This window comes from Enterobacter cloacae complex sp. OE43NF (genome assembly GCF_023544405.1).
GTDB classification, from domain to species: Bacteria; Pseudomonadota; Gammaproteobacteria; order Enterobacterales; family Enterobacteriaceae; genus Enterobacter; species Enterobacter cloacae.
In genome coordinates this window covers 145285-159071 of record NZ_JAMJFW010000002.1, presented here as the reverse complement: position 1 = coordinate 159071, position 13787 = coordinate 145285, and the positions used below count along the sequence as shown (strand labels likewise).

Annotated in this window: 13 protein-coding genes; 8 read left to right on the top strand and 5 right to left on the bottom strand. The window is 55.5% G+C overall.

Annotated features, from left to right (window positions below):
- Positions 1-58 precede the first annotated feature (58 nt).
- The 3 genes from M8370_RS02135 to M8370_RS02125 are packed head-to-tail and all read right to left on the bottom strand — an operon-like array spanning position 59 to position 3341.
- The gene (locus M8370_RS02135) at positions 59-679 is read right to left on the bottom strand and encodes an ATP-binding cassette domain-containing protein (protein ID WP_038419146.1); all 621 of its coding nucleotides are present in this window, start codon (positions 677-679) and stop codon (positions 59-61) included.
- Positions 679-2208 carry an ABC transporter permease family protein gene (locus tag M8370_RS02130; protein ID WP_250020429.1) on the bottom strand — a complete coding sequence of 510 codons (1530 nt, stop codon included), beginning with the start codon at positions 2206-2208 and terminating at the stop codon, positions 679-681. The genes M8370_RS02135 and M8370_RS02130 overlap by 1 nt, the downstream gene beginning before the upstream one ends.
- Complete coding sequence (locus tag M8370_RS02125; protein ID WP_409244199.1) at positions 2181-3341, bottom strand: ABC transporter substrate-binding protein; 1161 nt, start codon at positions 3339-3341, stop codon at positions 2181-2183. Before M8370_RS02125 ends, M8370_RS02130 begins: the two co-directional genes overlap by 28 nt.
- A 332-nt stretch (positions 3342-3673) precedes the next feature.
- Here M8370_RS02125 and M8370_RS02120 point away from each other — a divergent pair, with 332 nt between their 5' ends.
- On the top strand, positions 3674-4126 hold the full coding sequence (locus M8370_RS02120) for a hypothetical protein (RefSeq protein ID WP_250020427.1): 453 nt from the start codon (positions 3674-3676) through the stop codon (positions 4124-4126).
- A complete protein-coding gene (locus M8370_RS02115; protein WP_250020426.1) occupies positions 4107-4670 on the top strand; it encodes a hypothetical protein in 564 nt (187 codons plus the stop codon). Before M8370_RS02120 ends, M8370_RS02115 begins: the two co-directional genes overlap by 20 nt.
- Positions 4671-4765: 95 nt before the next feature.
- On the opposite strand, the gene M8370_RS02110 is transcribed toward M8370_RS02115, so the two are convergent.
- Complete coding sequence (locus M8370_RS02110; protein WP_250020425.1) at positions 4766-5440, bottom strand: TVP38/TMEM64 family protein; 675 nt, start codon at positions 5438-5440, stop codon at positions 4766-4768.
- Positions 5441-5446: 6 nt separating this feature from the next.
- On the bottom strand, positions 5447-6253 hold the full coding sequence (gene xthA, locus M8370_RS02105; protein WP_023620719.1) for an exodeoxyribonuclease III: 807 nt from the start codon (positions 6251-6253) through the stop codon (positions 5447-5449).
- A gap of 433 nt (positions 6254-6686) precedes the next feature.
- Here xthA and astC point away from each other — a divergent pair, with 433 nt between their 5' ends.
- From astC to spy, 6 genes are all read left to right on the top strand, one after another.
- A complete protein-coding gene (gene astC / locus M8370_RS02100) occupies positions 6687-7907 on the top strand; it encodes a succinylornithine/acetylornithine transaminase (RefSeq protein WP_250020424.1) in 1221 nt (406 codons plus the stop codon).
- Positions 7904-8938 (top strand): arginine N-succinyltransferase, encoded by a 1035-nt coding sequence (gene astA / locus M8370_RS02095; protein WP_250020423.1) that lies wholly within the window; start codon positions 7904-7906, stop codon positions 8936-8938. The genes astC and astA overlap by 4 nt, the downstream gene beginning before the upstream one ends.
- Complete coding sequence (gene astD / locus M8370_RS02090; protein WP_250020422.1) at positions 8935-10422, top strand: succinylglutamate-semialdehyde dehydrogenase; 1488 nt, start codon at positions 8935-8937, stop codon at positions 10420-10422. Before astA ends, astD begins: the two co-directional genes overlap by 4 nt.
- Positions 10409-11734, top strand: coding sequence for an N-succinylarginine dihydrolase (astB, locus tag M8370_RS02085; RefSeq protein WP_250020421.1), 1326 nt, complete (start codon positions 10409-10411; stop codon positions 11732-11734). Before astD ends, astB begins: the two co-directional genes overlap by 14 nt.
- 10 nt (positions 11735-11744) lie before the next feature.
- Positions 11745-12710, top strand: coding sequence for a succinylglutamate desuccinylase (gene astE / locus M8370_RS02080; RefSeq protein ID WP_248058070.1), 966 nt, complete (start codon positions 11745-11747; stop codon positions 12708-12710).
- A gap of 337 nt (positions 12711-13047) precedes the next feature.
- Positions 13048-13539: an ATP-independent periplasmic protein-refolding chaperone Spy gene (spy, locus tag M8370_RS02075; RefSeq protein ID WP_047023728.1), complete on the top strand. Its 492-nt coding sequence runs from the start codon at positions 13048-13050 to the stop codon at positions 13537-13539.
- The last annotated feature ends 248 nt before the right edge of the window (positions 13540-13787 follow it).

Here is a 13787-nt window from a genome sequence, read left to right as displayed (position 1 = left end):
CAGTAAAAGAGGGGGGCATTGTCGTCTCTCCTGAAAGGTAAAACATTGCGTTAGCACATTATTGCCAGCGAGAAATCTCAATCACCTCGCCACCCGGCGGAATATCTTCATCGTCATGCGTGACCAGCACCACCGGGATATTGCGTGCGCGCAGGGCATCAAACACCCATGTCCGAAAGGACGACCGCAGTGATTTATCAAGGCGGCTAAACGGTTCGTCCAGCAACAACGCCTGTGGCTCGGCAAGCAGAGCCCGCAGCAGGCTCACCCTGGCACGCTCCCCGCCGGACAGCGTGGCCGGATCGCTGGCATAGTGGCGATTTAGCCCGGCTGAATCCAGGGCCTGTTGCACCCTTTCCCGGCGAGCGCGTCCGGTTATTCGCGCCGGTAACGCCAGCAGCAGATTTTGCCCGACGCTGTACTGGTCAAACAGCAGTGCGTCCTGAAAGAGAATACCGATCCCGCGTTGCTCGACAGGCAGCCCGTCACAGCGGCGATCGTCAAGCCACAGCTCGCCCTGCGCCTGAAAGTCGTCAGACAGTGCCCCAACCATCCATGAGAACAGGGTCGATTTCCCGCTGCCGGACGGCCCCATCAGGGTGACGATTTCACCGCGAGGGACATAAAAGTTAACCTCACGGAACAGCGGCGCAATGGTGAGATTGTTGACCTTCAGCATTAACGTAATCCTCGTCGATAATGGCCTGCGAGCCGGGATAACAGTGCGGCAACGCCGAAGACGGCCCCTGTCACCAACAGAAGCCACAGCGCCCGGTTAGCCAGAATCGGGATGCTGCCGCCACTGCTGAGCGCTACGGTTTCGGTGGTAAGGGTGCTGAAACGCCCCGCGCCGAGCCAGAGTGTTGGCATGTATTGCGCCATGCTGACCGAAAATCCGGTTGCAAACGCCAGCAGCGCGGGGCGCAACAGCAGGGGACATTTGATCAGGCAGAAGACTTTTGTCCGCCGCCAGCCAAGCGTTCTGGCCGTGAGGAGAAGCCGCGGATCGATGCGCCGCCAGGCGGGTTGCAGTATCAGCAGCATCCACGGCAACACCCACAGCAGATGACTCCAGAGCACGGCGGCGTACTGCCCGTCGATACCCAGCCATAACGCCACCCTGTATTGCCCGGAAACCAGCGGCAGCGCAGGAAGGGCGAGAGGGAGCCAGACCCACTGCGCACCACGCCGCGGCCCCCATTCCAGCCAGAGCAGTATCATGATCAGGCCTATCAGGCTGGCGAGCAGGCCGAACGATAAGCTGGCACGCACGGCGCTAACATCATCCCACTGGGCCAGCATCAGCAGCACTCCGGCGCAAAGCATGCCGCACGCGGGGAGGATTCCGCTGAGCATACGGGCGGGCGGCGCGAGGGGGAACGTGCGTCGCACCCCTGTCAGCGCAGGCAACGTGCGACGCCACGCCTTCCAGATACCGAACCCCAGCGCCGAAAGCACGGCCAGCAGCGCGAGCATCAGCAGGCAGAGCAGCATTCCTTTCGTTTGCTGCTGCACGTCGCCCTGGGTCAGCCACTGCCAGGCCAGTACCGCCAGGGTAGGAGGATTCCCCGGCCCCAGGATAATGGCGACATCCACAACAGAGAGGGACCAGGCGAGCACCGCCAGCATTGTGGCACCCAGCGCCGGCGCGATCTCCGGGATAACCAGCCAGCACAGTCGCTGGAACCGCCCGTATCCCAGGGTTTGCAACACGACATTCTGGCGACCCAGCCGGGTTTCAGGTAACACCGCGTATATCGCCCACAGCACGAAGGCGCTCTCCTTGACGGCGAGAGTCAGCCCCAGCCCAATCCCGTAGCGATCCAACATCGGGGAGCAGCGTGTACAGAGCTGATAAAACAGACCGCCTTCGGCAAACGTCAACAACACGCTGGTGGCGAAAGCAACGTGGGGAACGGCCAGCAGCCACGGGAAACGGGTACACAGACGACGCCAGCGCTCACCGGGCCAGAGCGTGGTGACGAAAATCAGGGCGATAAACAGGGCGCCGAGAGTGGCAATCAGCGTGGATACCAGGGTGGCGGCGAGCGCCTGCGGGATCTGCGGGTCGTCAAACAGGCGTTGCCAGTTTCCTGCCGACAGCGCCGGAGTCAACAGCATGGCGGCGGCGGGAACAAGCGGCAGATACACTGCCGCCATCGCCAGCCAGATGAGTGCGCTCAGCGGGTGCCGTAACGACGCAGCCATTCCTGCTCCAGCGCGTTAACCCAGGCTGCGTGTGGCTCCGCAAGCATCCGCGGAAGCCCTTGTGGCGTGTGGGCCTGAAGCTGTTTTGCTTCATCTGCGGGCAGCGTGTTCGCCTGCAGTACGCTCGGATCGCCCCAGATAGCCGGGTCGGCTTTGCGGATCTGCGCCTGAGGTGAGAGCAGGAAATTGGCAACCACCCTGGCCCCCGCACTGGCGCTGGCGTTCGTCGGGATGGCAACAAAATGAACGTTACCGATCATCCCGTTGTGAAAACCAAAGCTGTAGCTGTCGGCAGGCAGTTCACCGCTGGCCACTTTTTGCAGCGCATGTGCCGGGTTAAAGGTCAGCGACAGGCTCAGACTGCCGCGGGCGAGCAGGGTATCCATCCGCGCAGGTGAAGGCGGGAAATCTTTTCCTTCTCGCCACAGCAGCGGGTGGAGTTTGTCGAGGTAGTCCCAGAGCGGCGCGGTAACCAGTGCAAAGGTGTCATCGGGCGCGCGTTTCAGCGCATCGGGCCGGGAGGTGAGCGTGAGAAGCAACTGTTCCAGAAACGCGGTGCCGGTAAAATCAGGCGGACGAGGATAGCTGATTTTACCCGGATGCTGCTTGGCCCAGGCCAGTAATCCCTGCGGGTCTGACGGTGGAGTGGGCATGCTCGCTTTGCGGGCGATAAAGGTGAGCTGCGCGCCACCCCACGGAGATTCTGCGCCCTCGGTTGGCAGGGCGAAATCTTCCGTGACCGGTTTGCCCGTGTCGACATAACGCCAGTTAGGCAGCGTCTGTGCCCATCCGGTTTGCAGCAGGTTAGCCTCTTTCAGCGTGCGGAAATTCTCACCGTTAACCCACAAAAGATCCACCGAGCCATGGGTCTTACGCCCGGCGGCAGCTTCTGTCTGGATCCGTTTTACCGCATCCGCCGCATCGGCCAGGTGGACAATGTTGAGGTTGACAGCGTAGTGCGTTTTCATCTCGCCGCTGACCCAGTCGAGGTAGCGGTTAACCGCCTGATCGCCTCCCCAGGCGTTAAACCAGACGGTCTGGCCTTTGGCCTGTTGTTGGATAACGTGCCAGCTGTCGGCGGCACACAGAGGAGTGGTCAGCAGCAGACCGGTCAGAAACGCGCAAAAACGCACACGGCGCATAATGCCTCCTTAAATATGCTTAAGTTAAAATATGTCATATTAAATCATAATTTAATATTCTATCCTATATACGGAAGACGTGCTTAAGGAAAGGATAGTCTTCGTATATTTTCTTTTCGCTATGTTTTGCTAACTCACTACTGTTTTTTACTTAAGTTCACATCCTAAAGCAAATATTAGAATATATAACCTTCATAAATTGATGATACGCAATATTAATACGTGTTAATAAAAAGATTGGCGAGGCATAATGCAATGTGTTAAAATTGTATAAGGTAGTGATTTAATTTGTTGTTACTAACTTGTATTATGGATTGATTTCAATGAATGAATTTGTTTTGGATGCTAAAAATACGCTAGAAAAGATCTCATCTTTCAAATGCGCTTCTTATAAAGAGTTGAGCGATGGTTCTTTAATTTTTCAACTGGACTTTGAGGGAGACCAGTTTTTTGGAATGCTCAAGCATTTTCTTGATGAATATTTGCTTATTAATATTACCAACCCTATAACTTATATTGATGATGAAGCGGCAATAGTCAATTTTGAAATAGCAAATGATTTCAATAAAAAAGCAATTGGGGTTAAAGGTGTAATTGCTGATCTTGAAAAGAAACAGGTCATGTTTTCTAGGGAAGAGGTTATTCGTATTAAAGATAGGTTCAACAAAGATTTAATTGATGAACGTATTAAGTTTTCCATTTCTTTACTTCATAAGTCATTGGAAATTTTTTCTTTAAGCATGGATGAATTTGAAAATGGCCGAGAAGAGAAGTGATACTGGACTATTCATTATTGGCTGGATAGCAACTGCACTCGCTGTTGGATTACCACTTATATTTTTGCTATGCATTCAGAAATATTACCCTGAAGCTTACCGCCAATATGGTGATAAAATCGCAATAATAGCTTATTTGATTGCATCATTTTTTAGTGGACTTTATACTTCGTACAGAGTTTCATGTAAGGCAGATGAAAAAGATCTGATTATCAACGGCCTTAGAAATGAAATTGATGAATCTAAAAAGGCTTATCAGAGTCTTTCACCAAAAGAAAAAATAATTTCTTTGCTACATGAGATACATACTAAGTCTGGTGGCTTGAATAAAACAGCAATTCAGAAACTATTAATAGATAAAATTGGTGAAATAAACAATGATTCATCCTTCAACACACGCTATGATGGAGCGTTGTGTGTGAGTGATGAACAATTTAAAGCGAAAACAAAATTACCAATCAATTTAAATTCAGCTTACAAGTCTGAAAAATTGGATGAGTATAAACAAGCGAATATTAAATTTTCTTCTAAACGGAGATTGTAAATTTAAAAACTCCCATTATATTCTTAACTAATATAATGGGATTTTTTTTATTTTTATCGGCATTAAATACCGTATTTGATACTATTAATGGTAATTTATTTTATTTTAAATTTTCTGAATAGCCATCGGCTCATCAGCGGTAATAACCCCAGTAGTGTAAAGGCTAACAGCATGCCCGGCGACAGAATATCGCGCAGCGAGGTGATTTTTCCCAGCTCGCGGCCGGCGTTGAGGAAGATAACCGTTGCGGGCAGCATGGCGAGCTGGCTGACCCACCAGTACCGACGCACCCCAATACGGGTCAGCCCCATCAGCAGATTGACCAGAAAAAACGGGAACAACGGCATCATCCGCAGGGCGAATAGATACCCTGCGCCGTCACGCGCCATCCCCGCGTTCACCGTTTTCATCTGTTGGGCAAACCGTCGCTGAACCCAGTCGCGCAGCAGATAACGGCTGGCAAGCATCGCGAGCGTGGCGCCGAGCGTGGAGGCAAACGACACCAGCAGCGTCCCCTTCCACAGCGTAAACAGCGCGCCGCCCAGCAGAGTCAGTATCGCGGCACCGGGGATAGACAGGGCGGAAACCACCACATAGAGCGCAAAAAAGATCAGCGCACTTTGCTGCGGGGCGTGTTCGACGCAGGCGAGCAAGGTCTGCTGATGCGTTTTGACGGTTTCAAGAGAGAGCGTGCCCGGAGGAAGAGTGAGCCACGTCAGCATAAAGGCGCCCAGCAGGGCGCACAGTACGACAATTTTTCGAATGTTCACACGGGGTTACAGCTTGAATTTCGCCCACACCGGCGCGTGGTCCGACGGTTTTTCCATGCTGCGGATATCGTAGTCGATCCCGGTTTCAATGCAGCGTTCCGCCAGCGGGGAGCTTGCCAGCAGCAGGTCTATGCGCAGCCCGCGGTTGTCATCAAAGCCTTTTGAGCGGTAATCGAACCATGAGAAGCGATCCTGGGTGTCCGGGTTAGCCGTGCGGAAGGTATCCACCAGACCCCAGCTCAGCAGACGATCCATCCACTCCCGCTCTTCCGGCAGGAATGAACATTTGCCGGTGCGCAACCAGCGTTTGCGGTTCTCTTCACCAATGCCGATATCCAGATCGGTCGGGCTAATATTCATGTCGCCCATGATCAGCACCGGATTCTCTTTTTTCAGTTCGGTGGTCAGGTAATTCTGCAGATCCTGATAAAACTTCGCTTTCGCCGGGAATTTGGTCTCATGGTCACGGCTCTCCCCCTGCGGGAAATAGCCGTTGATCACGGTGATATTGCCGAGCGCTGAAGGAATTTCCGCCATGATGATCCGGCGCTGCGCTTCTTCGCCATCACCCGGGAAGCCGCGGCGGACGGAAACCGGCGTCTCTTTGGTCAGCAGGGCAACGCCGTAATGCCCTTTCTGCCCGTGATAAAAGACGTTGTATCCCAGTTTCACCACCTCTTCGAGGGGGAACATATCGTCGTGAACTTTTGTCTCCTGCAGGCCGATCACATCAGGCTGATGTTGTTCAACAATCGCTTCAAGCTGGTGAGGGCGGGCACGCAGGCCGTTGATATTAAAAGAGACAAATTTCATAGTCGCTGCCAGTGCAAGGTGAATAGTGCATGGATGGTAGCAGAATTTGCGTCGTCTGTTACGGGGATTGACCAATAACTGCGACAGATAATGCCAACGGTGCAATATTTGCACCATTCTGACGCGCTTCGCCCTTAAAAGGGGCGTAAATGGCCGATAAATTTCGCGAGCGATCACAATTCCAGAATTATATTTGGCCTCTGCATACTCTTTCTGATTTTCATGCGGCAAAGCGCCGCTTGTCGTAAAAATATTCACTTTTTATGCACTAACAGTGAATAACTCCATGTTGTAACTTATTGATATTCTGTTACCCCCACCCGTTTATGCATTTTTATCGCTGGCTGGCACGAAGGCTGCAATCTACATTCACAGTGCAAACACTCAATTATTTAACATTCAAATAACTTTTTATTTACCGGATGAGGTCGCTATGTCTCTGTCAATTACGCGTGAAAATTTCGATGAATGGATGATGCCGGTTTACGCTCCGGCGGCTTTTATTCCGGTTCGTGGGGAAGGCTCGCGCCTGTGGGATCAACAGGGTAAAGAGTATATCGACTTTGCGGGCGGGATTGCGGTTAACGCGCTGGGCCATGCACACCCGGCGCTGCGCCAGGCGTTAAACGACCAGGCGGCGAAGTTCTGGCACACCGGGAACGGCTATACCAACGAACCGGCGCTGCGTCTGGCGAAAAAACTGATCGACGCGACGTTTGCGGAGAAAGTCTTTTTCTGCAACTCGGGCGCGGAGGCGAACGAAGCGGCACTGAAGCTGGCACGCAAATATGCGCACGATAAATTCGGTGTGCACAAGAGCGGGATTGTGGCCTTTAAGAACGCGTTCCATGGCCGTACGCTCTTTACCGTCAGCGCAGGGGGGCAGCCGTCCTACTCGCAGGACTTTGCGCCGCTGCCGCCGGATATCCGCCACGGGGTGTATAACGATCTGCAGTCAGCCCGCGAGCTGATCGACGACACCACCTGCGCGGTGATCGTTGAGCCAATGCAGGGAGAAGGCGGTGTGCTGCCCGCACAGAAAGCGTTCCTGCAAGGGCTGCGCGAACTGTGCGACCGTCACAACGCGGTACTGATTTTCGATGAAGTGCAGACCGGCGTAGGCCGTACCGGTGAGCTGTATGCGTATATGCACTACGGCGTAACGCCGGACGTTCTCTCAACGGCGAAAGCGCTGGGCGGCGGCTTCCCGATTGGCGCGATGCTGACCTCCGATAAATTCGCCGGCGTAATGGTCGTGGGCACGCATGGCACCACCTATGGCGGTAACCCGCTGGCAACGGCCGTGGCCGGACAGGTTCTGGATATCATCAATACACCGGAAGTGCTGAAGGGGGTTAAACAGCGTCACGACTGGTTTGTGGAGCGTCTGAACGCCATTAACAGCAAGACCGCTCTGTTTAAAGAGATTCGTGGCCTGGGGCTGTTAATTGGCTGCGAACTGACGCCGGAGTTTGCCGGAAAAGCTAAACTTATTTCACAGGAAGCGGCGAAACAGGGCGTGATGGTGCTGATTGCCGGTGCCAACGTGGTGCGTTTTGCCCCTGCGCTGATTGTCAGCGAGGAAGAGGTGAGCACCGGTTTAGACCGTTTTGCGCTGGCCTGTGAACGTGTGAAATCCGGGGTGTCATCATGATGGTCATCCGTCCCGTTGAGCGCGGCGATCTCGCCGGGCTCATGCAGCTTGCCGGTAAGACGGGGGGCGGGCTGACCTCGCTTCCTGCCGATGAAAAAACGCTGTCGGCGCGCATTGAGCGCGCCCTGCAAACCTGGCAGGGGACGTTGCCAAAAAGCGAACAGGGCTATGTGTTCGTGCTGGAAGATACCGACACGGGGACCGTAGCCGGGATCTGCGCCATCGAAGTGGCCGTTGGCCTTAACGACCCGTGGTACAACTACCGCGTGGGCACCATGGTTCATGCCTCGAAAGAGCTGAACGTCTATAATGCGCTGCCGACGCTGTTTCTCTGTAATGACCACACCGGTGCCAGCGAGCTTTGCACGCTGTTCCTTGATCCGGCGTGGCGTAAAGAGGGCAACGGGTATCTGCTCTCCAAATCGCGCTTTATGTTTATGGCCGCTTTCCGCGATCGTTTTAACGAAAAGGTGGTGGCTGAAATGCGGGGCGTGATCGACGATAAAGGTTATTCGCCGTTCTGGGAGAGCCTGGGCGAGCGTTTCTTCTCGATGGAGTTCAGCCGGGCAGACTATCTTTGCGGCACCGGACAGAAAGCGTTTATCGCTGAGCTGATGCCGAAACACCCTATCTATACTCATTTCTTAACCCCGGAAGCACAGGCGGTGATTGGCGAAGTCCATCCGCAAACGGCGCCTGCCCGCGCGGTGCTGGAGAAAGAAGGCTTCCGCTACCGTAACTATGTCGACATCTTTGACGGCGGGCCGACGCTGGAGTGCGACATCGACCGCGTGCGCGCGATCCGTAAAAGCCGACTGGTTGACGTCTCTGAAGGTCAGCCCGCGCCGGGTGACTGGCCGGCGTGCCTGGTGGCGAACGAAAATTACACCAACTTCCGCGCCATGCTGGTGCGTACCAACCCGAAATGTGAACGTCTGGTGCTGACGGCTGCAGAACTGGATGCCCTGAAATGTAATGCCGGCGATACGGTTCGCCTGGTGCGACTCTACCCTGAGGAGAAAACAGCATGACTTTATGGATCAACGGAGACTGGGTAACGGGCGAAGGTGAACAGCGAGTGAAGACCAATCCGGTCGGCAACGAGGTGCTCTGGAAAGGTAATGATGCCAGCGCCGGGCAGGTTGAACAGGCCTGCCACGCCGCGCGCCGCGCGTTTCCGGCGTGGGCGAAACAGCCGTTCACTGTGCGCCAGGGGATTGTCGAAAAGTTTGCGTCTCTGCTGGAAGCGAACAAAACCGAGTTGACCCGCACGATCGCCCTGGAGACCAGCAAGCCACGCTGGGAAGCGGCGACTGAAGTGACGGCGATGATCAACAAAATCGCCATCTCGGTAAAGGCGTACCATACCCGCACCGGCGAGCAGCATACCGAAATGGCTGACGGCGCGGCCACGCTGCGCCATCGCCCCCACGGCGTGCTGGCGGTGTTTGGCCCCTACAACTTCCCGGGGCATCTGCCAAACGGGCATATTGTGCCCGCACTGCTGGCGGGAAATAGCGTCATTTTCAAACCGAGTGAATTAACGCCGCTGACCGGTGAGGTGGTGGTGAAGCTCTGGGAGCAGGCGGGTTTGCCGCCGGGCGTGCTGAACCTGGTGCAGGGCGGGCGTGAAACCGGCCAGGCGCTGAGCGCGTTAAGTGATATTGATGGCCTGCTGTTTACCGGCAGCGCCGGGACGGGCTATCAGCTGCATCGCCAGCTGGCCGGGCAGCCGGAAAAAATTCTGGCGCTGGAGATGGGCGGAAACAACCCGCTCATTGTGGAAGATCCTGATGATATTGACGCGGCAGTCCACCTGACCATCCAGTCGGCCTTTATTACTGCCGGTCAGCGCTGCACCTGCGCGCGTCGTCTGCTGGTGAAGCGCGGGGCGCAGGGCGATGCGTTCCTCAGGCGTCTGGTTGAGGTGAGCGCGCGTCTGGTGCCTGCGACGTGGGATGCCGACCCGCAGCCGTTTATCGGCGGGCTCATCTCCGAACAGGCGGCGCTGAACGTTCTGAAAGCCTGGCAGGACCATGTCTCACGCGGCGCGAAAACCTTGCTGGAGCCGAAGCAGGTTCAGCCGGGCACGTCGCTGCTGACGCCGGGCATTGTTGAGATGAGCGGCGCGAGCAACGTGCCGGATGACGAGGTCTTTGGACCACTGCTGTGCGTCTGGCGCTATGACGATTTTGACAGTGCCATTACGATGGCCAACAACACCCGCTACGGCCTGTCGAGCGGTCTGATTTCACCGCAGCGCGAGAAGTTTGATCAGCTGCTGCTCGAAGCGCGCGCCGGGATTGTGAACTGGAACAAACCGCTGACCGGTGCCGCGAGTACCGCCCCGTTTGGCGGCGTAGGAGCTTCCGGGAACCATCGCGCCAGCGCGTGGTATGCCGCAGATTACTGCGCGTGGCCGATGGCGAGCCTGGAAACACCCGCGCTGACGCTGCCGGAAACGCTGAGTCCGGGTCTGGATTTTAGTCAGGGAGATCGCCATGAAAGCGCGTGAAGTCAATTTTGACGGACTGGTGGGGCTGACGCACCACTATGCTGGGCTCTCCTTTGGTAATGAAGCCTCGACGAAACACCGTTTTCAGGTCTCCAACCCGAAACTGGCGGCAAAGCAGGGGCTGCTGAAAATGAAGGCGTTATCGGACGCCGGTTTTCCGCAGGCGGTGATCCCGCCGCAGGATCGTCCAAACGTGGCGGTGTTACGTCAGCTTGGTTTTAGCGGTACTGATGAACAGGTGGTGGAGAAAGCGGGAACGCAGACGCCACACCTGCTCTCGGCGGCGAGTTCTGCCTCCTCAATGTGGGTGGCCAATGCGGCGACCGTTGCGCCCTCTGCCGATACGCTGGATGGCAAGGTCCATTTGACGGTGGCGAACCTGAACAACAAATTCCACCGCGCCACCGAAGCGGAGACCACGGAGCGCGTGCTGCGCGCCATTTTCCATAATGACGCCCATTTTACTGTCCATCCGGCTCTGCCGCAGGTGGCGATGTTTGGTGATGAAGGCGCTGCCAACCATAACCGTCTGGGCGGCGATTACGGCGAACCGGGGTTACAGCTGTTTATTTACGGGCGGGAAGAGGGTGGCCACTCTGCGCCAACCCGCTACCCGGCCCGACAGACGCTGGCGGCAAGCCAGGCCGTGGCGCGTCTGAATCAGGTCAATCCGTCGCAGGTGATTTTTGCCCAGCAGAACCCGCATGTGATCGACCAGGGCGTGTTCCATAACGACGTGATTGCCGTCTCTAACCGCCAGGTTCTGTTCTGCCACGAGCAGGCGTTCGCCCATCAGGAGAAACTCCTCGCCACGCTGCATGAACGCGTGCCCGGGTTTACGCCGATTCAGGTGCCGACGCAGGCGGTGAGCGTGCAGGATGCGGTTGAGACCTACCTCTTTAACAGCCAGCTGTTGAGCCGGGACGATGGCAGCATGATGCTGGTGCTGCCGCAGGAGTCCAGCGATCACCCGGGCGTGTGGCGTTATCTGACTGAACTGGTGAAAGCCGATAACCCGATTGCGGAACTGCGCGTCTTTGATCTGCGCGAGAGCATGGCAAACGGGGGCGGTCCGGCCTGTTTACGCCTGCGCGTGGTCCTGACGCCTGCCGAAATGCAGGCCGTTAACCCGGCAGTGATGATGAATGAGACGCTGTTTAACACCCTGAACGACTGGGTGGACCGCTACTATCGCGACCGGTTAACGCAGGCCGATCTGGTTGACCCGCAGCTGCTGCGCGAAGGCCGCGAGGCGCTGGACGCGTTAACCTCAATCCTGCAACTGGGTTCGGTTTACCCGTTCCAGCGCTAAAGGAGGCGCTATGGAAAATTTACTGGCGCTGACGCTGGCCGATGAAACGCCCTCACAACGTGAGGGGGAGGGCCCCTCATTCCACTGGCGGTGGCTGGGGCGCGGCGTGCTTGAACTGACACCGACCGCCAGGAGTGAACTGTCGCTTCTGCTCTCAACCGGCATTCACGGCAATGAAACGGCGCCCGTCGAGATTGTCGACATGCTGCTGCGCGCGTTGTATAGCGGGGAGATCGCGCTGCACTGCCGTCTGCTGGTGGTTCTGGGAAACCCGCCTGCGCTGGCGCAAAACAAACGCTATCTGGTGAGCGACATCAACCGCATGTTCGGTGGCCGCTGGTCGCAATTCCCACAAAGTGATGAAACGGCACGGGCGCAGTGGCTGGAGCAGATCGTCACCACCTTTTTCACCGACGCGGGGCCATCGCGCTGGCATCTCGATCTGCATACGGCGATCCGCGCCTCGTATCACGTGCGTTTTGGCGTACTGCCGCAGCGTAACCAGCCCTGGGAGGAAGATTTTCTGCGCTGGCTGGGGGATGCGGGGCTGGAAGCGCTGGTCTTCCATCAGTCGCCGGGGGGGACCTTCACGCACTTTACCTGCGAATGTTTCGGCGCGCTGGCCTGCACGCTGGAGCTGGGAAAAGCGCTGCCGTTTGGGCAAAACGATCTTACGCGCTTTGCCCCGACGCATCTTGCGCTGCGGGCGCTGCTGGGGGGGACGGAGCCGGAGCACACCAGCCAGCCCGTCGAGCGTTATCGGGTTGTGCAGCAGATCACCCGCCGTAGCGAGGCTTTCCAGCTACACATGGCGGCCCACACGCTCAATTTTACGCCGTTTCGCAAGGGAGCATTACTGGCGGAGGATGGCGACGAGCGCTATGAGGTGCAGAAAACAACCGAATATGTGCTGTTCCCCAACCCGTCGGTGGCCTTTGGTCTGCGGGCCGGGCTGATGCTGGAAAAAGTGTCCTGATCGTTTCCCCTCCTGTCTGCGGGAGGGGAATATTAAAACTATATTCTTAGCGATTAAGGCGATCGCATTTTCTTTGCAGAATATTCCTGGATAATTGCTTTATTATTAAACGGTAGTTGGTTATACTTCTGCACAATCTCTTAATAATCAGCTTATTGCATATTTTTGTTGCAACTCTCCACGCTTTATCCTTATTTCCTCCATATTTGGCGAAAATTTGTTTTTTACACTTTCATTGTTTTACCGTTGCTCTGACTAATTGACGATAAACCCCGTAAAGTTAATCTCGTCAACACGGCATAGCGCCGAAGAATAACTGAAAGTAAGGAAATAAATTATGCGTAAGTTTACTGCACTGTTTGTTGCTTCTACCCTGGCTCTGGGCGCTACCAGCATGGCGTTCGCCGCAGATACCGCAACCACCACTGCCGCGCCTGCTGAAGGCAAAATGATGATGCATCACAAAGGCAAGCCGGGTATGCACGAGATGATGATGTTCAAAGATCTGAACCTGACGGATACGCAGAAACAGCAGATCCGCGACATCATGAAAAGCCAGCGTGATCAGATGAAACGTCCTCCGCTGGAAGAGCGCCGCGCGATGCATGACATTATCGCCAGCGACAGCTTCGATAAGGCAAAAGCCGAAGCGCAGATCGACAAAATGGCTGAGCAGCATAAAGCCCGCATGCTGGCTCATATGGAAACCCAGAACAAGATCTACAACATTCTGACGCCGGAACAGAAAAAACAATTTAATGCCAATTTTGAGAAGCGTCTGACAGAACGTCCGGCAATGGAAGGTAAAATGCCAGCACCAACCGAATAATCGGTTCACTCTCTTAAGACCGCCGGGATCCTGTCTACAAAAGCGCAAATGCTGTGGACAGGACCGGCGGTTTTTTCTTTCTTACCCTCTTGTCTGCCGCAACAGGCGCGGTATTCTCCTGTCATCGCTCAGAGAATTCATGACGTTAGATTTTTTATCAGCGTTCGGCTAAGGCTTGCCCGCTCTGCTGCCGATACTACGTCTGTAACTATTCAATCATAACAAACAAGACAGCAACGATAGCAATA